This window comes from Sphingopyxis sp. EG6 (genome assembly GCF_003609815.1).
GTDB lineage: Bacteria > Pseudomonadota > Alphaproteobacteria > Sphingomonadales > Sphingomonadaceae > Sphingopyxis.
Window position 1 is genome coordinate 2,171,373 of sequence record NZ_AP017603.1, and the last position, 20,138, is coordinate 2,191,510.

Consider the following 20,138-nt stretch of genomic DNA (forward strand, 5'->3'; position numbering starts at 1 on the left):
AGCCATGGGGAGGTGGCAGCGCGAAGCGCTGACGGAGGGGCTTTGGCGCGACCGTTGCGGCCCCTCCACCATTCGCTTCGCGAACGGTCCCCCTCCCCATGGCTCCGCCACAGGGAGGATCAAACTCAGGCCACCGTCACCATCCGTTCCGCGCGCATCTTGCGCCACATATCAAAACTGAACACCGCGATACTGAGCCAGATCAGCAGAAAGCAAAACAGCTGCGCGGGCTTCAGCGGTTCATCGAACACGAACAGCCCAAGCAAAAAGGCGATGCTCGGCGCCAGATATTGGACGAACCCTAGCGCCGCATAACTCATCCGCCGCGCCGCGGTCGCGAACAATAGCAGTGGTATCGCGGTGACGACGCCCGCCGCCGCGAGCAGCCAGCTGATCTCGGCGCTCGCCCCAAAGCCAAGCCCGTCGTCGATCCAGAGATAATAAACCGCCGCCGCCAGCGACACGGGCAGCAACAAGGTCGTCTCGATCGCCAGCCCCGGGAGCGAACCCACCGGCACCACCTTGCGGATCAGCCCATAGGTTCCGAAACTTAGCGCCAGCGTCAGGCTGATCCACAGCGTGTCGAGTGCCCCGGCGAGCAAGATCGCAACGCCAATCGCCGCGATCACCACGGCAACCGCCTGCAGCCGCGACAATCGCTCACCCAGGAAGATCATGCCGAGCAGCACATTGACCAGCGGGTTGAGATAATAGCCAAGGCTCGCCGCGAGCACATGGTCGGTAAACACCGCATGGATGTAAACGAGCCAGTTGAGCGCGATCAGCAGCGAACTCGCGAGCAGCAGGCGCAGCACACGCCAATCTTTCAGCGCCGCCAGATATTCGCCGATCTGGCGACGAAACGCCATGATCACGAAACACAGCGGCAAGGACCAGATGATCCGCTGCGCCAGCACCTCGACCGGCGGCACCGCCTCCAGCAGCTTGAAGAACAGCGGAACAAAGCCCCAGATCGCATAGGCGCCCAGCGCATAGGGCAGACCGCGCTGCTCGCGCGCCGCGGGGACGGTCGGCTGAACCATGGACAAAAAACCTGCCTTTCGGCCGAAATTCAGATGATGCCGCCGCCCAGCATCAGGCGGACTACGCCGATGACGATCACGACGATGTTCAGATTGCGACCGCTGGTGCTGCTAGACATGGCGCCGAGCGCGAGCCCGACAACGGCAAAAGGAACGATGACCCAATTTGCCCACCCCAACAGCGGAATGAAGGCGAAAACAGCCAGAACCAGAGCGATGGCGCCGATGACGAGCGAGGCAATATTGAGCATTTCGGGACTGTCGCATGCCGCCGCGCAACCAGCAAGTCCCTTTCGGTTCGTCGATGATAGCGCTCACTTCATCTTGTTGCCCCGCGTTCATGCAACGCGATTGGGGCGTGGGTCGTTTTCTCCTCGAAGCGCCCAAAGCCGTCCAGCGGCACAAGGCGCGACGCCAGGAAAGGATTATAAGATGCGTAACTTCAACAAAGGCCTGATGGGCGCCATCGCCGCTGCCAGCGTTGCCCTGACCGCTCCGGCCTATGCCGGGATGACGGCCCCCGCCAAGGCGCCAGGCTTTCATGAACTCGATCAGTCGAGCAGCTTTCACAAGCGTAAAAAGCGTCATTACCATGACCAGCGCGTCCATGCGAACACCCGCGTCTGGCGCGGTGACGATGGTCGTTATCGCTGCAAGCGCGACAATGGCACCACGGGCCTGTTGATCGGTGGCGCCGTCGGCGGCCTCGCCGGTAATGAAATCGCCGGTCGCGGCGACAAGCTGCTCGGTACGGTGATTGGCGCCGCGGGCGGCGCGCTGATCGGCCGCGAGATCGACCGCGACAAATATCGCTGCCGCTAAGCGATAGAGACCCCGTTACGGGTGTGGGTCCGAGACCCCTCCGCCCGCACACGTGATGGAGAGGGCGTCGACCTGGTCGTCGGCGCCCTCAACATCGTGTCTGGCCTTCAGCCGGCGCTTGTCCCGCCGAGCGACTTGGCCCACAAGCACTCTCCCTGATCAACGGGAGAGGATCTACCATGCTCAACGGCCCGCTGCTCGTTACCGAGCGCCTCATCCTGCGACCGCCCGCCGCCGAGGATTTCGACGCGTTCGCCGAAATGTGCGCCGAGCCCGAAACCATGAAATTCATCGGTGGCACCTGCCCCCGCGCCGCGGCCTGGCGCCAGTGGTGCACGCTCGCCGGCGCATGGCATATTCGCGGTTTCTCGATGTTTTCGGTGATCGAACGCGCCAGCGGCGAATGGATCGGACGGCTGGGGCCATGGGAGCCCGACGGCTGGCCCGCGCCCGAGATCGGTTATGGCGTGCGCGCCAAATTTGCCGGCAAAGGCTACGCCTTCGAAGGATCGGTCGCGGCGTGCGACTTTGCCGTCGAATTTCTGAAATGGCCCGAACTGATGCACAGCATCGACCCCGCCAACACGCGGTCGCAGGCGCTCGCTGCACGGCTGGGCGCGACCAACAGCGGCCCGACCCAACTGCCCGCGCCGTTCGAGGATGCACCGGTGGACGCCTGGACGCAAAGCGCCGATGCCTGGCGGATCAAGCGCAAGGAGTTCCTGCCATGACCGACCAGCACATCGACCCCGAACGCGCGCAGTTCGATGCGTTCAAGGCGCTGCCGCGCGATCGCGTGATCCACATGCTCAACCTCGTTCGCTTCAAGGCCACCGCGACCTACCCCGCCGACCATGGGCTGGCCGACAAAGGGCTGAGCGGCGCCGACGCCTATGCCCATTATGGCGCCGACAGCGGACCGATATTCCAGCGCGTCGGCGGCCGGATCGTGTGGCGCGGGACGATGCAGGCGATGGTCATCGGACCCGATGCCGAACATTGGGATGCGATGTTCATCGCCGAATATCCGACCAGCGCCGCCTTCATGGAAATGGTCACCGATCCGGTCTATCGACAGGCGGTCATCCACCGTCAGGCGGCCGTCGCAACCTCGCGGCTGATCCGCTGCGACCCGAAAGCGTCCCTGTCCGAGACAGTTTTCGGCTAACAAAGCGTTACCCGTTAACGCATTTTCTTTGCGCCTTTTTAACCAGGATCGGGCAATCCGGGTCAAAGATTAAGGGAGTGTTAGCGATGATCTTGCGCGGAAAATGGCTGGTCACCGGCCTGCTGATGGCGGCGGCACCGCTCGCCGGTTGCCGGGACAACCCCGAAGCCAAGTCCGAACTCGCCCCGCTCGACGACGGGCTGACCAACGCCGATCCGGCGGTGAAGGGCGCGCTCGAAGACAAGATCATGGTCGATCCCAAGCTCGCGGGTCAGGCGAACCAGAATGCCGTCGGTCCGGGTAACCGGCCCGTCGATGGCGGCGTTCCCGGCGTTGCGGGCGGCAAGGCCGCGACCGTCGCCGAAGCCGCCGCGGCGCTCAAGGCCGGCAAGTTGCTGGCAGCCCCGAAAGCCTTGCCGCTCGAAGCGGGCTGCGACGGCTGCGAGGCGAAGGATCGCCCGGTGACCATCGGCGCGCTCGCGCGCGATCAGTCAAAGGGCGGCTGCGACGCCAAGCTGACCTACGGCAATGCCTGGGCCGATCGCCTGCCCGCCGCGTTCAAAGTCTATCCGCGCGCGACGCTGCGGGAAGCCGCTGGCATCGCAGGCGGCAAGTGCAACATCCGCGTCGTCAATTTCCAGACCGCGGCGTCGATCCAGGGCGTGTTCGATTATTATCACACGATGGCGATCCGCGCCGGTTACACCAGCGACCATCGCGTCAACGGCAATGAGCATATGCTGGGCGGCACCAAGGGCGACCTCGCCTATGTCATCATGGCACGCCGCGACGGCGGCATGACCGACGTCGATCTGGTCGCGTCGGGCGGGCGCTAAAAGGCCGTAGCCCTGAGCCCTGTCGAAGAGCGCTTATCGGCGATAAGTGCCCTTCGACAGGCTCAGGGCTACGGTGGAAGGCGACCAATCAACCACCCAACAAAAAAGGCTCCGGTCTCCCGGAGCCTTTTCCTTTAGCATGACGGCGGATCGTCAGACCTTGTCGCCCAGCGCGCCCTGGACCTTGCCCTTCAGATTCTGGGCTTCGCCCTTGCGCTCCTGCGCAGCGCCTTCGGAGCGCAGCCGCTCGTTGTCGGTCGCCTTGCCGATCGCCTGCTTGGTGTTGCCGACGGCTTCGTTGGCAAGACCTTTGGCTTTTTCGGTGAGTTCACCCATGGAATTTCTCCTTAGCTGATGGCCGAGGCGACGCTGCCTCTTGCCCCACCAACGGGCCACCGTCGCCAATGTTCCGCGCACCCGGCAAAGCGTTCAGAAAAAAGGACGTTTGACCTGCGGCCCAAAGAGGATTGAATAGCGGCATGACAAATCCACGCTGCTTCCTGCTCGCGGCGACCGCTCTCCTGCTCGCCCCCGCTGCCCTTGCACAGCCGACACCGGCCGACGTCGCGGCGCAGCCCCAACTGCGCGGCCTAAACGCCGAAGAGGCTGCGGCGCTGATCGCAAAGATCGCCGACGCGCAGGCCAGGCTCAAGAATGGCGAAAAGGCGTATTTCGAGCTGCTGTCCGGCGCGCCCGCATCCTATCCGATGACGCGCACCGCGCCGCGCGACGCCTTCCTCCGCCTTCCACTCGCCAAGACGTTCCGCGTCGAGCGCAAGGCGACCGACAACAAGCTGTGGCAGCCCTATCGGATCATCGTCCTTCCCGACGGCCCCGGCAAATTGCTGTGGGATGTCGAGGTGGTGCTGGGCATCGACGGTCAGATCGAGCGCATCGCGATGCTCTATCGCTCGCCTGCCCCCTTCTGATTTCGCCTTACGGCTTCAGGCCCAACAGTGCCCGCGCATTTTCGTGGCGGATTTTCGCCTTTTCGGCGGGCGTGATGTCGAGCTTGTCGAGCGCGTCGAGCGTCTGTTTGAGCGAAAACTGCGGATAGTCCGATCCGATGAGGACATGGTCGATCCCGACATTGCGCAGCGTCCAGATGAATTCTTCCTCGATCGGCGCATCGGCGGCCAGCGTCACCGTCGCCGAAATGTCGAAATAGATATTGTCGCCGAACAGCCCCTCGGCGGTGCGCGCCATTTTCAATATGTTCCAGAAACGGAAATTCAGCCCGCCCAGATGGGCAAAGACAAATTTGGTCTTCGGCGCGGACAGCGCCAGATTGAACAGCTTTTCGCTGTCGCCGCCCGGCACGATATTGGCATTGTCCATCACCACGACGACGCCCAGTTCGCCGGCGCGCCGAACCAGCGCCAGTACCCGGGGGTCGGCGGGGTCGAAGCGCTGGGTGTGCGGATGGATCTTTAGCATCTTGACGCCCAATCCCGCCACGCGCTGCAGCTCGTCGAGCGCCGCCGCCGCATCATAGGGGTGGACCGTCGCGATCGGCACCATCGTTGGGTGCCTTTTTGCGAGCGCCAGCAACGCGTCATTATGCGCCCGGATGCTGGCCGGATTGCCCGCCAGCGCCTGGTTCTCCGGCCCACCGAACCACATACCGCCAAAGCCGGTGATCGTCAGCCCGGCACCTTTCACCTGCGCCTCATATTCGCCGATCGACTTGTCGCCATCCCACAGATGGACGTGGCTGTCGAACACCGGCTGCGCGATTGCCACCTGCGGGGCCAACAGCACGGCAGCTAGCAGGGTCAGGATTTTCATGTGAGGCTCCTCAGATCAGCCCTGCCAGCGGGCTCGACGGATCGGCATATTTGCGCAGGCCCATCCGCCCCGCCAGATAGGCGTCGCGCCCCGCCTCGACCGCTTGGCGCATCGCGCGCGCCATGCGGATCGGGTCCTTCGCCTCGGCGATCGCGGTGTTCATCAGCACGCCGTCGCAGCCAAGCTCCATCGCCACCGCGGCATCGCTTGCCGTGCCGACGCCTGCATCGACGAGCACCGGCACCGACGCGCCCTCGACGATCAGGCGGATCGTGACGCGGTTCTGGATGCCCAGCCCCGACCCGATCGGCGCGCCCAGCGGCATCACCGCGACCGCGCCCGCATCCTCGAGCTGTTTCGCGGCGATCGGATCGTCGACGCAATAGACCATCGGCAGGAAGCCCTCTTTCGCGAGCACCTCGGTCGCCTCCAGCGTCTCGCGCATATTGGGATAGAGCGTCTTCGCCTCGCCGAGCACTTCCAGCTTCACCAGATCCCAGCCGCCCGCCTCGCGCGCCAGCCGCAAGGTGCGGATCGCATCGTCAGCGTTGAAGCAGCCTGCTGTGTTGGGCAAATAGGTGATCTTCTTGGGATCAATATAGTCGGTCAGCATCGGCGCGGCCGGATCCGACACATTGACGCGGCGCACCGCGACGGTGACGATCTCTGCCCCCGACGCCGCGACTGCGGCCGCATTCTGCTCGAAATCCTTATATTTGCCGGTTCCGACAATCAGCCGCGACGTGAATGTCCGTCCGGCAACGCTCCAAGTGTCGGTCAACAACCGCCTCCCACAAAATGCACAATTTCCAGCGCGTCGCCCTCGGCGAGCGCCACCTCAGCCAGCGTCGAGCGCGGCACGATTACGCGATTGCGCTCGACCGCAACCTTTTTGACGTCGAGGCCCAGCGAAGCGACGAGATCGGCGACGCTGCCTTCGCGCACCTGCCGTTGTTCGCCGTTGAGCATGATCTTGATAGCCATGGCCCGTTCGCTTACCGGCTTCGCTGGAAAACACCATATCCGCGACACGTTTTTTGCCATATAAAGCGCGCATGACGTCGCTCGAAAAATTCATGTCTTTCGCCCAAGCGCTTCCTGCCGATCAGTTGGAAGCCGTGGAGGCGTCGCTATCCGCATTGATGGAATCGCTGTCGGAGCAGTTCGACCTTTCCCCGCGGGAACTCGCCGAAATCGACCGGCGCGTCGCAAACCCCGCCCCGGAATTTTCGAGCGAGGCAGAGATCGCAAAGCTGTTCGGTCAACCCTTCTCGGCATGAAGGCCATCCTGTTCCGCAAAGAAGCGGAAAGCGATCTGCGATCGATCATCGCTTATTATGACGAGGTCGCGCCGGAAACGACCTCCAACATCCTCGCGGACATCTATCGCTCGATCGATCAACTCGCACATTATCCGCATTCCGGCATGCAAGTCCCCGATCGGGCGTTCCGGCGGATCGTCACGATAAAATTTCATTTCAAAATCGCTTATGCGGTGAAGGAACAACAGGTCGTGATCCTGGGCATCTTTCGCTATCAAGACCGCGAGATATGACGACACACCGCGACCCTGCCTGAAAGGCCAATATCTTGACCGACAAGCCGACCGTCTTTGTCCTCTCCGGCCCCAACCTCAACCTGCTCGGCACGCGTGAGCCGGAGATTTACGGCCATGATACGCTCAACGACATTCACGCGCGGCTCGAAGCGCAAGCGGCTGAGCTGGGATTGCGCGTCGAATGCCGCCAGACCAATCACGAAGGCGTTCTGATCGACTGGCTGCATGAAGCCTATGTCGCTGGCGCCAAGGCGGTGCTGCTGAACGCGGGCGGCTATACGCACACCTCGATCGCGCTCCACGATGCGATCAAGTCGATCAAGGTGCCGGTGATCGAGGTCCATCTGTCGGACCCGATGCAGCGCGAAGCGTTTCGGCACATCAGCTATGTCGGCATGGCCGCCGTCGCGCATTTTGCCGGACACGGCGCAAACAGCTATACGCTGGCGCTGGACGCCGCGGCCCGTCTCTGACAATAGGGCGCATCAAAAAACGGGGTCAGGCGCCCAAATGACGGCGCCGCAACAACAGGAAAAATTCTCATGGGTGACCATAAAGACAATGGCATCAACATTGATCCGGCTTTCGTACGCGCGCTCGCCGAACTGCTCGACGACACGCAGCTTTCGGAAATCGAGGTCGAGGACGGCGATCGCAAGGTCCGCGTCGCGCGCACGCTGACTGCTGCCGCCGCACCTGTCGCCTATGCGCCCGCACCGGTCGCGGCGCCCGCCGCCGCTGCCCCGGCCACACCCGCCGCGGCTCCCGCAGCCGCCGCGCCCGCCGTCGACAGCTTCGCCGACGCGGTGAAGTCGCCGATGGTCGGCACCGTCTATCTGGCGCCCGAACCCGGCGCGCCCAATTTCGCGGCCGTCGGTTCGGCGGTAAAGCCCGGCGACACGATCCTGATCATCGAGGCCATGAAGGTGATGAACCCGATCACCGCGACCGCCGCGGGGACGCTGAAGGCCGTGCATGTCGAGAACAGCCAGCCGGTCGAGTTCGACCAGCCGCTGTTCACCATCGGATAAAGTCAGCCCATGGCCATCGAGAAACTGCTGATCGCCAACCGCGGCGAGATCGCGCTGCGCATCCACCGAGCATGCCACGAAATGGGCATCAAGACGGTCGCGGTCCATTCGACCGCCGACACCGACGCGATGCACGTCCGCCTCGCCGACGAGGCCGTGTGCATCGGCCCACCCGCCGCGAAGGACAGCTATCTCAACATCCCGGCGATCATCTCGGCCGCCGAGATCACCGGCGCCGACGCGATCCATCCGGGCTATGGATTCCTCTCGGAAAACGAGCGCTTCGCCGAAATCATCGAAGCGCATGACATGGTCTTCGTCGGGCCAAAGCCCGAGCATATCCGCACGATGGGCGACAAGGTCGAGGCGAAGCGCACCGCCGTCGCGCTCGGCCTGCCCGTCGTCCCGGGCTCGCCCGGCGCGGTCACCTATGGCGACGAGACGAAACGCCTCGCGAAAGAAATTGGCTATCCGGTGCTGATCAAGGCCGCCTCGGGCGGCGGCGGGCGCGGCATGAAGGTCGTTCCCGACGAGGACAGCCTCGAAAGCCTGATGGGGCAGGCCTCATCCGAAGCGGCGGCCGCGTTCGGCGACCCGACCGTTTACATGGAAAAATATCTCGGCAACCCGCGCCACATCGAATTCCAGGTGTTCGGCGACGGCAACGGCAATGCCATCCATCTTGGCGAGCGCGACTGCTCGCTCCAGCGCCGCCACCAGAAAGTGCTCGAGGAAGCCCCCTCGCCGATCATCTCCGCCGAGGAACGCGCGCGCATGGGCGGCATTTGCGCCGATGCGATGGCCAAGATGGGCTATCGCGGTGCGGGCACGATCGAGTTCCTGTGGGAAAATGGCGAATTCTTCTTCATCGAGATGAACACGCGCATCCAGGTCGAGCATCCGGTGACCGAGATGATCACCGGCTTCGATCTCGTCCGCGAACAGATCCGCATCGCGGGCGGCGCGGGGCTGTCGGTCAAACAGGAGGATCTCGAATTCCGCGGTCACGCGATGGAATGCCGGATCAATGCCGAAGACCCGCGCACCTTCCTGCCCTCGCCCGGCAAGGTCACCAACTATCACGCCGCGGGCGGCATGCACGTCCGCGTCGATAGCGGGCTTTACGCCGGCTATTCGATCCCGCCCTATTATGACAGCATGATCGGCAAGCTGATCGTCTATGGCCGCAGCCGCGAAAGCTGCATGATGCGGATGCGCCGCGCGCTCGAGGAAATGGTAATCGGCGGCGTCAAGACGAACATCCCGCTGCACCAGGCGCTGCTTGCCGATCCCGACGTCATCCACGGCGACTATACGATCAAGTGGCTGGAGGAATGGCTGGCGCAGCAGGATGCGGCGGCGAAAGCCTGATTCACTATCCGACCCCGGCGGAAGCCGGGGTCTCTCCGGCTGTTTCCAACGCACCGCCGACATCCCGGACTCCGCCGGAACGTCGACAGAGCGGATGCGCCCAACTGTGTGCCGCATCACTTTAATTGCCCGAAGATTTTGGCTATGGCCTTTAACCATGGTCAAAAACGCTTCTTTTTCGGCGCGCCGCGCCGCGATCCTCCTCCTCCCGCTGAGCCTGCTGGCGACGCCCACGCTCGCGCAGACCGGCGTCAAGGAAGATTCGGTCGTCCTGCAACCCGACAAGGTCGCCGACGACGCCCCGGTGATCGCGGCGCAGGTCGCCCTGCCAAACTGGTCAGAGGAAAACGCCACCGCTTTGCTGAGCGCGATTGAAAAAATCGGCGCCGAAGGCCTGTTCGCCAAGGACTATAACCCCGATGCACTGGCCGCGGCGATCCTGGCGAACGATCAGGCGCGGCTCGACAAGATCGCGACCGACACCTTCCTGCTGCTCGCCACCCATTTGCGCGACGGACGCACCCCCAATGCAGCGCGCAAGCAATGGTTCATGGTCGACAGCGACGCCGACGCCGAACCGCTGCTCCCGCTGCTCGGAAATGCGCTGAATGGCGGCACGATCGCCGAGGCGCTCGCCAGCCTCAACCCGGTCCACCCTGACTTTGCCGTGCTCAAGGCATCGCTTGCCAAGGCCAAAATACCCGCCGATGCCAATGCGATCCGTGTCAACATGGAACGCTGGCGCTGGATGCCGCGCGCGCTGGGCGATCGTTATGTCGTCAGCAACGTCCCTGAATATATGACCCGCGTGGTCCATGGCGGGACCGTCATCGCCACCCACAAGGCCGTCGTCGGCAAGCCGTCGACCGCGACCCCGCAGCTCAATCCGATGGCGACCGGGATCATCGTCAACCCGAACTGGACGCTGCCGCGCAGCATCATCAACGAAGGCATCGGGGCGACCATCGCGCGCAACCCTGCGTCCGCGCGCGCGCAGGGCTATACCTGGACCGGCAGCGGCAAGACCCTGTCGGTGGTACAAAAGCCCGGCCCGAACAACGCGCTCGGCGTGATGAAGATGGAGATGCTCAACGATCACGCGATCTATCTCCACGATACGCCGTCAAAGGGCGCGTTCAGCGCCGCCGCCCGCGCGTTCAGCCACGGGTGCATTCGGACCGAGCGCGCGCTGCATTTCTCCGGCCTGATGGCAGTGATGTTCGCGGGCCGAAGTCCCGAAGAATTTGGCGCGGCGATCGCCAGCGGCGAAACAACGCGCTTCGGCTTTGACAAGCCCTTCCCGGTCTATGTCGCCTATTGGACCGTCGTGCCCGACGGCAAGGGCGGCACCAGGAAGCTCGGCGACCTCTACGGTCGCGACGCACCCGTGGTAGCTAGCTTTGCCAAGCCCGGCCGCCCGACCGCGACGATCATCGCCCCCGCTGCACCGCCGGTGGTGCCGACGGTCGAAACGACCGCACGCGCCACCACGCCGGGGACGAGCGGGATTTATTGACGAGCGACGGTGGCGGTCGATTGCGGATCGCTAACCCTCGTTATCCCGGACGTAATCCGGAATGCTTCAGCGCTGTGGGTTGGATCCCGGATCAGGTCCGGAATGACGAATGTCAGATTTCGACCGAAACTTCCCGTCGCCCCCGCGCAGGCGGGGGCCGCTGTCGGTTTACGCAGCGACGCAGGGATAGGCAGCTAGCGGCCCCCGCCTGCGCGGGGGCGACGGTCAGTCGGAACGTCCATTTCCCACCCCAACTCGGCCCTTCAGCACCAAAAAAGTCCCGCCGGATCGCTCCGGCGGGGCTCATTTCTGTCAGCCAAAGGCCGAGGTGAAGCTTACGCCTCGCCCTCACCCTCCGGGCGTTCTTCGACCATCACGTCGTCGGTGGTGAAGTCTTCACCCTGCACCTTGCCCAGCGGATCGTCGCCCATCGCGGCTTCCGGACCCTGTGCCAGTTCGGCGGCATGTTCGGCTGCGGCGCTCGCCGGAGCGATCAGGTCGACCTGGCTTGCGGCGCGCATCGATGCACGCAGTGCGGCATCCTTGCTCGACGCGGTCACGCGGACGCGGTTCATCGCAGCGCCGGTACCCGCCGGGATCAGGCGGCCGACGATGACGTTTTCCTTCAGCCCGATCAGCGAATCGACCTTGCCCTGCACCGACGCCTCGGTGAGCACGCGGGTCGTTTCCTGGAACGATGCCGCCGAAACGAAGCTGCGCGTTTGCAGCGACGCCTTGGTGATGCCCAGCAGGACCGGACGACCCTCCGCCGGCACGCCATTCTTCGGCAGCTTGGCGTTATATTCCATCATCTCCAGATAATCGAGTTGCTCGCCCGGCAGCAGCGTGGTGTCGCCGCCGGTCGTGATCTCGACCTTCTGCAGCATCTGGCGAACGATCACCTCGATGTGCTTGTCGTTGATCTTCACGCCCTGCAGTCGGTACACTTCCTGGATTTCGGCGACCAGATATTCGGCCAGCGCCTCGACGCCCATGACGTCCAGGATGTCGTGCGGGTTCGGCGAGCCGCTGATCAGCGCGTCGCCGCGCTTGACCATGTCGCCTTCCTGCACTTCCAGAACTTTCGACTTGGGGATCAGATATTCGATCGGATCGCCTTCTTCCGGAACAATCGCAATCTTGCGCTTCGCCTTGTAATCCTTGACGAATTCAATGCGACCGCTGATCTTTGCGATGACGCTGTTGTCCTTCGGAATGCGCGCTTCGAACAGCTCGGCCACCCGCGGCAGACCGCCGGTGATGTCGCGCGTCTTCGACGCTTCACGGCTGACACGCGCCAGCACGTCGCCCGCCTGCACTTCCTGCCCGTCCTCGACCGACAGCATCGTGCCGACCGCGAGCAGGTAGCGCGCGGCCTCACCCGACGCATCGTCGAGCAGGGTCAGGCGCGGCTGAAGGTCTTCCTTCTTGGCGCGGCCCGCCGAGCGATATTCGATCACGACGCGCTGGGCGATACCCGTCGCTTCGTCGACCTGTTCGATCAGGGTCTTGGTATCTTCCAGATCCTGATATTTCACGACGCCCTGCTTTTCGGTGATCAGCGGCATGGTGAACGGATCCCATTCGGCAATCCGGTCGCCCTTCTTCACCTTGTCGCCATCCTTGAACAGGATGTGCGCACCGTAGGGCAGCTTGTGCGACGCGCGTTCGCGGCCTTCGCTGTCGATGATCGCGACTTCGCCCGAACGGGCAAGCGCCAGGCGGCGGCCGCGCTGGTCGACGATCGTCGGCATGTCACGATATTCGATCGTGCCGTCCGAAATCGCTTCGGCGTTCGACTGCTCGTTGACCTGCGCCGCACCGCCGATGTGGAAGGTACGCATGGTCAGCTGGGTGCCGGGTTCACCGATCGACTGGGCAGCGATAACGCCGACCGCTTCGCCGATGTTCACCGGGGTACCGCGCGCGAGGTCGCGGCCATAGCATTTGCCGCAAACGCCCAGCACCGCTTCGCAAACCAGCGGCGAACGGATCTTGACCGACTGAACCTCGGCGTCCTCGATCTTCTGCGTCGTGGCTTCGTCGAGCAGCGTGCCGACCGGGGCCAGCACATTGCCGTCCTTGTCGAGCACATCTTCCAGCGTGGTACGGCCAAGGATACGCTCGCCCAGCGAGGCGATCGTCGAACCGCCCTGGATGATCGCGCGCATTTCCATGCCGCGGGTCGTGCCGCAATCTTCCTCGATCACGACGCAATCCTGCGACACATCGACCAGACGGCGGGTCAGGTAACCCGAGTTTGCCGTCTTGAGCGCCGTATCGGCCAGACCCTTACGGGCGCCGTGGGTCGAGTTGAAATATTCAAGAACGGTCAGACCTTCCTTGAAGTTCGAGATGATCGGCGTTTCGATGATCTCGCCCGACGGCTTGGCCATCAGGCCGCGCATACCGGCAAGCTGCTTCATCTGCGCCTGCGAACCACGGGCACCCGAGTGCGCCATCATGTAGATCGAGTTGATCGGGGCCAGACGGCCCGTTTTCGGGTCCTTCGGCTCGGCGCGGATTTCGTCCATCATCGCGTTCGCGACCTTGTCGCCGCACTGCGACCAGGCGTCGATCGCCTTGTTGTACTTTTCCTGCTGCGTGATCAGGCCGTCCTGATACTGCTGCTCGAAATCTTTCACCAGGGCGCGGGTTTCGTCGACCAGGCCTTCCTTCGACGCCGGGATGATCATGTCGTCCTTGCCGAACGAGATGCCGGCCTTGAACGCGTTGCGGAAACCCAGCGCCATGATGGCGTCGGCGAACAGCACCGTCTCTTTCTGGCCGGTGTGACGATAGACCTGATCGATCACGTCGCCGATTTCCTTCTTGGTGAGAAGGCGATTGACGACGTCGAACGGCACGGTGTGCGACTTCGGCAGGCATTCGCCGATCAGCATGCGGCCCGGAGTCGTCTCAAAGCGCTTGAGATACTCATTGCCCTGCTCATCGGTCTGCGGAACGCGGCTGATGACCTTGCTGTGCAGCGTCACCGCACCGACGTGCAGCGCTTGATGCACTTCGGCCATGTCGGCGAGCAGCATGCCCTCGCCGGGTTCGCCTTCGCGCTCCATCGACAGATAATAGAGACCCAGCACCATGTCCTGCGACGGCACGATGATCGGCTTGCCGTTCGCGGGCGACAGGATGTTGTTGGTCGACATCATCAGCACGCGCGCTTCCAGCTGCGCCTCGAGGCTCAGCGGGACGTGCACGGCCATTTGGTCGCCGTCGAAGTCGGCGTTGAACGCGGCGCAAACCAGCGGGTGCAGCTGGATCGCCTTGCCTTCGATCAGCACGGGCTCGAACGCCTGGATACCGAGGCGGTGGAGCGTCGGGGCGCGGTTCAGCAAGACGGGGTGCTCGCGAATGACTTCGTCGAGGATGTCCCAGACTTCCTTGCGTTCCTTTTCGACCCACTTCTTCGCCTGTTTCAGGGTCATCGACAGACCCTTGGCGTCGAGGCGCGCGTAGATGAACGGCTTGAACAGCTCGAGCGCCATCTTCTTGGGCAGGCCGCACTGGTGCAGCTTGAGTTCGGGGCCGGTCACGATGACCGAACGGCCCGAATAGTCGACGCGCTTGCCGAGCAGGTTCTGACGGAAGCGGCCCTGCTTGCCCTTGAGCATGTCCGAAAGCGACTTCAGCGGCCGCTTGTTGGCGCCGGTGATCGTGCGACCACGGCGGCCGTTGTCGAACAGCGCGTCGACGGCTTCCTGCAGCATGCGCTTTTCGTTGCGGACGATGATGTCCGGCGCGCGCAGTTCCATCAGGCGCTTCAAACGGTTGTTGCGGTTGATCACGCGGCGATAGAGGTCGTTCAGATCCGACGTCGCGAAGCGGCCGCCGTCGAGCGGCACCAGCGGGCGCAGTTCGGGCGGGATGACGGGGACGACTTCCAGGATCATCCATTCGGGACGATTGCCCGATTCGATGAAGCTCTCGACGACCTTCAGGCGCTTGATGATCTTCTTGGGCTTCAGCTCCGACTTGGTCGTCGCCAGATCTTCCATCAGATCGGTGCGTTCCTGCTCCAGATCGAGGTTTTCGAGCAGGACGCGGATCGCCTCGGCGCCGATGCCGGCGCTGAACGCGTCTTCGCCATATTCATCCTGCGCGTCGAGCAGCTCGTCTTCGGTCAGCAGCTGGAACTTCTCGAGCGGCGTCAGGCCGGGTTCGAGAACGATATAGGCTTCAAAATACAGCACGCGCTCGAGCTGCTTCAGCTGCATGTCGAGCAGCAGGCCGATGCGCGACGGCAGCGACTTCAGGAACCAGATGTGCGCGACGGGTGCGGCGAGCTCGATATGGCCCATGCGCTCGCGGCGGACCTTGGTCACCGTGACTTCGACACCGCACTTCTCGCAGACGATGCCCTTGTATTTCATGCGCTTATACTTGCCGCACAGGCATTCATAATCCTTGATCGGACCGAAAATGCGCGCGCAGAACAGGCCGTCACGCTCGGGCTTGAACGTGCGGTAGTTGATGGTTTCGGGCTTCTTGATTTCGCCGAACGACCACGAGCGGATACGCTCGGGGCTCGCGATGCCGATCTTGATCATGTCAAAGGTTTCGGGCTTCGCGACCGGGTTCATGAAGTTGGTAAGCTGGTTCATATTCTAGCTCCACTCTTCCCCCTTCGCGCCGGGCGAAGGGGGTGAGGAAAAGATCTTATTCGGCGGCTTCGGGAAGGGCGTCGGGCGCCTCGTCGGGATCCTGGTCGGCAAGCGACGACAGTTCGACGTTGAGGCCCAGCGAGCGCATTTCCTTGACGAGCACGTTGAAGCTTTCGGGAATGCCGGCCTCGAAGGTGTCGTCGCCCTTGACGATCGCTTCGTAAACCTTGGTGCGGCCGATCACGTCGTCCGACTTCACCGTCAGCATTTCCTGGAGCGTGTACGCCGCGCCATAGGCCTGGAGCGCCCAGACCTCCATTTCCCCGAAGCGCTGGCCACCGAACTGCGCCTTACCGCCCAGCGGCTGCTGGGTGACGAGGCTGTACGGCCCGATCGAACGCGCGTGGATCTTGTCGTCGACCAGGTGGTGCAGCTTCAGGATATACATATATCCCACCGTCACCTTGCGGTCGAAACGGTCACCGGTGCGGCCGTCGTAGAGGTCGACCTGACCCGACCGGTCGAGACCGGCGCGTTCCAGCATCGCCGACACATCGCCTTCGCGCGCCCCGTCGAACACCGGAGTCGCAAAGGGTACGCCCACCGACAGATTGCCAGCCAACTCGACGACTTCTTCGGCGCTGCGGGCCTTGATCTCGTCCGCATATTCATCGCCATAGGCATGAAGCAAAGCTTCGCGCACCGCTTCGGGTGGCGCGCCCGCCTCGGGGTCGGGATTGGCCATGCGCCAATCCTCGAGCGCCGTCGTGATCTGCTGACCAAAGCCGCGCGATGCCCAGCCGAGGTGCGTCTCGAGAATCTGCCCGACGTTCATGCGCGACGGCACGCCCAGCGGGTTGAGCACGAAGTCGACATGCGTCCCGTCTTCGAGGAACGGCATGTCCTCGATCGGCAGGATGCGGCTGATGATGCCCTTGTTGCCGTGACGGCCGGCCATCTTGTCGCCCGACTGCAGCTTGCGCTTCACCGCGACGAAGACCTTGACCATCTTGAGCACGCCCGGCGCGAGTTCGTCGCCGCGCTGCAGCTTTTCGACGCGATCCTCGTACTTCGCGCTGATCCGTTTGATCGCATCGTCATACTGCGCCTTGATCGCTTCAAGGGCGGTCTGGGCATTGTCTTCGACAACCGCCAGCTTCCACCAATCCGAACGATCAAGGTCGGTCAGCATTTCTTCGGTGACGACGTCACCCTTCTTCAGCCCCTTCGGCACCGCGCTGGTCGTCTGACCGATCAGCAGGTCCTTCAGGCTCGAGAAGGTCGCGCGGTTAAGGATCGCGCGCTCGTCGTCGGCGTCCTGCTTCAGACGTTCGATTTCCTCGCGTTCGATCGCGATCGCACGTTCGTCCTTGTCGATGCCGTGACGGTTGAACACGCGGACTTCGACGACCGTACCCGACACGCCCGGCGGCAGGCGGAGCGAGGTGTCGCGCACGTCGCTGGCCTTTTCACCGAAGATCGCGCGCAACAGCTTTTCTTCCGGCGTCATCGGCGATTCACCCTTGGGGGTGATCTTGCCGGCCAGAATGTCGCCCGGGCCGACTTCGGCGCCGATATAGACGATGCCCGCTTCGTCGAGGTTGCGCAGCGCTTCCTCGCCGACGTTCGGAATGTCGCGCGTGATGTCTTCCGGCCCAAGCCGCGTGTCGCGCGCGGTGACTTCAAATTCCTCAATGTGGATCGAGGTGAAGACGTCGTCCTTCACGATGCGTTCGGAAATGAGGATCGAGTCCTCATAATTGTAGCCGTTCCACGGCATGAACGCGACGAGCACATTCTTGCCGAGCGCCAGTTCGCCAAGCTCGGTCGACGGACCGTCGGCGATGATGTCGCCGGTGCGGACGACATCGCCCACCTTCACCAGCGGACGCTGGTTGATGCAAGTGTTCTGGTTCGAACGCTGGAACTTTTGCAGGCGATAGATGTCGACGCCCGACTTGCCGGGTTCGACCATGTCGGTCGCGCGGATAACGATACGCGTCGCATCGACCTGGTCGATCACGCCGCCGCGGCGCGCGGCGATCGCCGCACCCGAGTCGCGCGCAACGGTTTCTTCCATACCGGTGCCGACGACCGGCGCTTCGGCGCGGATCAGCGGCACAGCCTGGCGCTGCATGTTCGATCCCATCAGCGCGCGGTTGGCGTCGTCGTTTTCCAAGAACGGGATCAGCGAGGCCGCGACCGAAACGAGCTGCTTCGGCGACACGTCCATCAGGGTGATCTGATCGCGCGGCGCCATCAGGAACTCACCCGCTTCGCGCGCCGAGATCAGTTCGTCGATGAAGCTGCCATCGGGGTTCAAATCGGCGTTCGCCTGCGCAACCGTGTGCTTCGACTCTTCCATCGCCGACAGATAGACGACTTCGTTGGTGACCTTGCCGTCGACGATCTTGCGGTACGGCGTTTCGATAAAGCCGTACTTGTTCACGCGCGCAAAGGTCGCGAGGCTGTTGATCAGACCGATGTTCGGGCCTTCGGGCGTTTCGATCGGACAGATGCGGCCATAGTGCGTCGGGTGAACGTCGCGGACTTCGAAGCCCGCGCGCTCGCGGGTCAGGCCGCCCGGCCCGAGCGCCGACACGCGGCGCTTGTGGGTGACTTCGGACAGCGGGTTGGTCTGGTCCATGAACTGCGAAAGCTGCGACGAACCAAAGAATTCGCGCACCGCGGCAACCGCGGGCTTCGCGTTGATCAGGTCGTTCGGCATGACGGTCGACACGTCGACCGAGCTCATGCGTTCCTTCACCGCGCGCTCCATGCGGAGCAGGCCGACGCGATACTGATTTTCAAGCAGTTCGCCGACCGAACGCACGCGGCGGTTGCCGAGGTTGTCGATGTCGTCGATTTCGCCCTTGCCGTCCTTCAGGTTCACCAGCTCCTTGACGACAGCCAGGATGTCGTCGCTGCGCAGCGTGGTGACCGTGTCCTCGGCGTCGAGGCCCAGGCGCATGTTCAGCTTGACGCGGCCCACGGCCGACAGGTCGTAACGCTCGGGGTCAAAGAACAGGCCGCCGAACAAAGCTTCGGCGGTTTCGCGCGTCGGCGGTTCGCCGGGGCGCATGACGCGGTAGATGTCCGACAGCGCCTGATCGCGGTCCTCGGCCTTGTCGGCCTTCAGCGTGTTGCGGATCCACGGGCCGGTGTTGTTGTGGTCGATGTCGAGCAGCACCAGCTTGTCGATGCCCGCGGCGTCCATCTTCTCCAGATTTTCGGCGCTCACTTCGTCGCCGGCCTCGATGTAGATCTCGCCGGTCGCTTCGTTGATCAGGTCATAGGCGCTGTAACGGCCGAAGATTTCCTCGGTCGGGATCAGCAGCGTGTCGAGCCCGTCCTTCGCGGCCTTGTTGGCAAGGCGCGGGCTGATCTTGTGGCCGGCGGCAAAGACGACTTCGCCGGTCTTGGCATCCACCACGTCGAACGCGGGCTTCGCACCGCGCCAGTTTTCGACGACGAACGGAACCTTCCAGCCGTTCGACGCGCGCTCGAACACCAGACGGTCATAGAAATGGTTGAGGATTTCCTCGCCCGACATGCCCAGCGCATAAAGCAGGCTGGTGACCGGCAGCTTGCGCTTGCGGTCGATACGGACGTTGACGATATCCTTGGCGTCGAACTCGAAGTCGAGCCACGAACCGCGATAGGGAATGACGCGCGCGGCGAACAGGAACTTGCCCGACGAGTGGGTCTTGCCGCGATCATGGTCGAACAGCACACCCGGCGAACGGTGCATCTGCGACACGATGACGCGCTCGGTGCCGTTGACGAAGAAGGTGCCGTTCTCGGTCATGAGCGGCATGTCGCCCATGTAAACGTCCTGCTCCTTGATATCGAGCACCGAACGGGTGTCGGTTTCGCTGTCGACTTCAAAGACGATCAGGCGCAGCGTGACCTTCATCGGCGCCGCATAGGTGATGCCGCGCTGACGGCATTCCTCGACGTCATATTTCGGGGCTTCGAGTTCGTAATGGACGAAGTCGAGTTCGGCGGTACCGGCGAAATCGCGGATCGGGAAAACGCTGCGCAGCGTCTTTTCCAGGCCCGAGACATAACCGATCGAGGGGTCCGAGCGCAGGAACTGCTCATAGGATTCGCGCTGCACCTCGATGAGGTTGGGCATTTCCACCGCTTCGTGGATGTTGCCGAACAGCTTGCGGATTCGCTTGCTCGCGGTCGCTTCGAGGGCCGTGCCCACCGACTTCGCCTTAGTCGCCATAAGTGATTGTCTCGCCTGTCAAAAAGTCAAAATCGCGGGCGCATCGACGCGAAAAAAGCCGCAAGCAACCGTTGCCGGTTTACCGCAGCTTTCCAACGCCTGTCGAAATCCCCGCCGACCTATCCGTACAATCCGCTGCGCAAGGCGGA

Annotated in this window: 19 protein-coding genes; 11 read left to right on the forward strand and 8 right to left on the reverse strand. The window is 63.2% G+C overall.

Translation table 11 applies throughout. The annotated features are described in order from the left end of the window. Nucleotides 1-125: 125 nt before the first annotated feature. A complete protein-coding gene (gene rarD / locus SPYCW_RS10590; protein ID WP_120216746.1) occupies nt 126-1,043 on the reverse strand; it encodes an EamA family transporter RarD in 918 nt (305 codons plus the stop codon). A gap of 29 nt (nt 1,044-1,072) precedes the next feature. Beyond that, entirely contained in the window at nt 1,073-1,294 is a 222-nt protein-coding gene (locus tag SPYCW_RS10595) for a hypothetical protein (protein WP_120216747.1), read from the reverse strand. Nucleotides 1,295-1,475: 181 nt separating this feature from the next. Between SPYCW_RS10595 and SPYCW_RS10600 the strand changes: the two genes are divergently transcribed. From SPYCW_RS10600 to SPYCW_RS10615, 4 genes are all read left to right on the forward strand, one after another. Continuing rightward, nucleotides 1,476-1,865, forward strand: a complete 390-nt coding sequence (locus tag SPYCW_RS10600; protein ID WP_120216748.1) for a glycine zipper 2TM domain-containing protein — start codon at nt 1,476-1,478, stop codon at nt 1,863-1,865. Between the two features lie 179 nt (nt 1,866-2,044). Then, the gene (locus tag SPYCW_RS10605; protein ID WP_120216749.1) at nt 2,045-2,596 is read left to right on the forward strand and encodes a GNAT family N-acetyltransferase; all 552 of its coding nucleotides are present in this window, start codon (nt 2,045-2,047) and stop codon (nt 2,594-2,596) included. Next, complete coding sequence (locus SPYCW_RS10610) at nt 2,593-3,033, forward strand: DUF1330 domain-containing protein (protein ID WP_120216750.1); 441 nt, start codon at nt 2,593-2,595, stop codon at nt 3,031-3,033. The genes SPYCW_RS10605 and SPYCW_RS10610 overlap by 4 nt, the downstream gene beginning before the upstream one ends. Before the next feature lie 86 nt (nt 3,034-3,119). Continuing rightward, a complete protein-coding gene (locus SPYCW_RS10615) occupies nt 3,120-3,869 on the forward strand; it encodes a hypothetical protein (RefSeq protein WP_120216751.1) in 750 nt (249 codons plus the stop codon). Between the two features lie 153 nt (nt 3,870-4,022). Here the strand turns inward: SPYCW_RS10615 and SPYCW_RS10620 are convergent, their stop codons facing one another. Beyond that, a complete protein-coding gene (locus tag SPYCW_RS10620) occupies nt 4,023-4,205 on the reverse strand; it encodes a CsbD family protein (RefSeq protein ID WP_120216752.1) in 183 nt (60 codons plus the stop codon). 143 nt (nt 4,206-4,348) lie between these two features. Here SPYCW_RS10620 and SPYCW_RS10625 point away from each other — a divergent pair, with 143 nt between their 5' ends. Beyond that, nucleotides 4,349-4,798: a hypothetical protein gene (locus SPYCW_RS10625; RefSeq protein WP_120216753.1), complete on the forward strand. Its 450-nt coding sequence runs from the start codon at nt 4,349-4,351 to the stop codon at nt 4,796-4,798. A 7-nt stretch (nt 4,799-4,805) separates the two neighbouring features. Here SPYCW_RS10625 and SPYCW_RS10630 read toward each other — a convergent pair whose 3' ends face one another. Genes SPYCW_RS10630 through thiS form a run of 3 tightly spaced genes read right to left on the reverse strand, consistent with a single transcriptional unit; the run spans nt 4,806 to nt 6,641 of the window. Beyond that, the gene (locus SPYCW_RS10630) at nt 4,806-5,657 is read right to left on the reverse strand and encodes an amidohydrolase family protein (protein ID WP_120216754.1); all 852 of its coding nucleotides are present in this window, start codon (nt 5,655-5,657) and stop codon (nt 4,806-4,808) included. A 10-nt stretch (nt 5,658-5,667) separates the two neighbouring features. Continuing rightward, the gene (locus SPYCW_RS10635) at nt 5,668-6,438 is read right to left on the reverse strand and encodes a thiazole synthase (protein WP_120216755.1); all 771 of its coding nucleotides are present in this window, start codon (nt 6,436-6,438) and stop codon (nt 5,668-5,670) included. Beyond that, nucleotides 6,435-6,641 (reverse strand): sulfur carrier protein ThiS, encoded by a 207-nt coding sequence (gene thiS / locus SPYCW_RS19460; RefSeq protein ID WP_120218245.1) that lies wholly within the window; start codon nt 6,639-6,641, stop codon nt 6,435-6,437. Before thiS ends, SPYCW_RS10635 begins: the two co-directional genes overlap by 4 nt. A 71-nt stretch (nt 6,642-6,712) precedes the next feature. On the opposite strand from thiS, the gene SPYCW_RS10645 reads away from it, so the two are divergent. From SPYCW_RS10645 to SPYCW_RS10670, 6 genes are all read left to right on the forward strand, one after another. Beyond that, nucleotides 6,713-6,937 (forward strand): hypothetical protein, encoded by a 225-nt coding sequence (locus SPYCW_RS10645; protein ID WP_120216756.1) that lies wholly within the window; start codon nt 6,713-6,715, stop codon nt 6,935-6,937. Beyond that, nucleotides 6,934-7,212 (forward strand): type II toxin-antitoxin system RelE/ParE family toxin, encoded by a 279-nt coding sequence (locus SPYCW_RS10650; protein ID WP_120216757.1) that lies wholly within the window; start codon nt 6,934-6,936, stop codon nt 7,210-7,212. The genes SPYCW_RS10645 and SPYCW_RS10650 overlap by 4 nt, the downstream gene beginning before the upstream one ends. A gap of 35 nt (nt 7,213-7,247) precedes the next feature. Then, nucleotides 7,248-7,688: a type II 3-dehydroquinate dehydratase gene (locus SPYCW_RS10655; protein WP_120216758.1), complete on the forward strand. Its 441-nt coding sequence runs from the start codon at nt 7,248-7,250 to the stop codon at nt 7,686-7,688. Between the two features lie 69 nt (nt 7,689-7,757). Continuing rightward, nucleotides 7,758-8,246 carry an acetyl-CoA carboxylase biotin carboxyl carrier protein gene (gene accB, locus SPYCW_RS10660; RefSeq protein WP_120216759.1) on the forward strand — a complete coding sequence of 163 codons (489 nt, stop codon included), beginning with the start codon at nt 7,758-7,760 and terminating at the stop codon, nt 8,244-8,246. A 9-nt stretch (nt 8,247-8,255) separates the two neighbouring features. After that, nucleotides 8,256-9,617 (forward strand): acetyl-CoA carboxylase biotin carboxylase subunit, encoded by a 1,362-nt coding sequence (gene accC / locus SPYCW_RS10665; RefSeq protein WP_120216760.1) that lies wholly within the window; start codon nt 8,256-8,258, stop codon nt 9,615-9,617. A 157-nt stretch (nt 9,618-9,774) separates the two neighbouring features. Continuing rightward, entirely contained in the window at nt 9,775-11,133 is a 1,359-nt protein-coding gene (locus SPYCW_RS10670) for a L,D-transpeptidase family protein (RefSeq protein ID WP_120216761.1), read from the forward strand. Between the two features lie 335 nt (nt 11,134-11,468). On the opposite strand, the gene rpoC is transcribed toward SPYCW_RS10670, so the two are convergent. Further along, entirely contained in the window at nt 11,469-15,755 is a 4,287-nt protein-coding gene (gene rpoC, locus SPYCW_RS10675; protein ID WP_120216762.1) for a DNA-directed RNA polymerase subunit beta', read from the reverse strand. A gap of 55 nt (nt 15,756-15,810) precedes the next feature. Continuing rightward, on the reverse strand, nt 15,811-19,989 hold the full coding sequence (gene rpoB / locus SPYCW_RS10680; protein WP_120216763.1) for a DNA-directed RNA polymerase subunit beta: 4,179 nt from the start codon (nt 19,987-19,989) through the stop codon (nt 15,811-15,813). Nucleotides 19,990-20,138 lie beyond the last annotated feature (149 nt).

Bases quoted from the DNA above. Each gene is read 5' to 3' on its own strand.
- rarD (WP_120216746.1), bottom strand. From the start codon at position 1,043: ATGGTTCAGCCGACCGTCCCCGCGGCGCGCGAGCAGCGCGGTCTGCCC.
- SPYCW_RS10595 (WP_120216747.1), bottom strand. From the start codon at position 1,294: ATGCTCAATATTGCCTCGCTCGTCATCGGCGCCATCGCTCTGGTTCTG.
- SPYCW_RS10600 (WP_120216748.1), top strand. From the start codon at position 1,476: ATGCGTAACTTCAACAAAGGCCTGATGGGCGCCATCGCCGCTGCCAGC.
- SPYCW_RS10605 (WP_120216749.1), top strand. From the start codon at position 2,045: ATGCTCAACGGCCCGCTGCTCGTTACCGAGCGCCTCATCCTGCGACCG.
- SPYCW_RS10610 (WP_120216750.1), top strand. From the start codon at position 2,593: ATGACCGACCAGCACATCGACCCCGAACGCGCGCAGTTCGATGCGTTC.
- SPYCW_RS10615 (WP_120216751.1), top strand. From the start codon at position 3,120: ATGATCTTGCGCGGAAAATGGCTGGTCACCGGCCTGCTGATGGCGGCG.
- SPYCW_RS10620 (WP_120216752.1), bottom strand. From the start codon at position 4,205: ATGGGTGAACTCACCGAAAAAGCCAAAGGTCTTGCCAACGAAGCCGTC.
- SPYCW_RS10625 (WP_120216753.1), top strand. From the start codon at position 4,349: ATGACAAATCCACGCTGCTTCCTGCTCGCGGCGACCGCTCTCCTGCTC.
- SPYCW_RS10630 (WP_120216754.1), bottom strand. From the start codon at position 5,657: ATGAAAATCCTGACCCTGCTAGCTGCCGTGCTGTTGGCCCCGCAGGTG.
- thiS (WP_120218245.1), bottom strand. From the start codon at position 6,641: ATGGCTATCAAGATCATGCTCAACGGCGAACAACGGCAGGTGCGCGAA.
- SPYCW_RS10645 (WP_120216756.1), top strand. From the start codon at position 6,713: ATGACGTCGCTCGAAAAATTCATGTCTTTCGCCCAAGCGCTTCCTGCC.
- SPYCW_RS10650 (WP_120216757.1), top strand. From the start codon at position 6,934: ATGAAGGCCATCCTGTTCCGCAAAGAAGCGGAAAGCGATCTGCGATCG.
- accB (WP_120216759.1), top strand. From the start codon at position 7,758: ATGGGTGACCATAAAGACAATGGCATCAACATTGATCCGGCTTTCGTA.
- accC (WP_120216760.1), top strand. From the start codon at position 8,256: ATGGCCATCGAGAAACTGCTGATCGCCAACCGCGGCGAGATCGCGCTG.
- SPYCW_RS10670 (WP_120216761.1), top strand. From the start codon at position 9,775: ATGGTCAAAAACGCTTCTTTTTCGGCGCGCCGCGCCGCGATCCTCCTC.
- rpoC (WP_120216762.1), bottom strand. From the start codon at position 15,755: ATGAACCAGCTTACCAACTTCATGAACCCGGTCGCGAAGCCCGAAACC.
- rpoB (WP_120216763.1), bottom strand. From the start codon at position 19,989: ATGGCGACTAAGGCGAAGTCGGTGGGCACGGCCCTCGAAGCGACCGCG.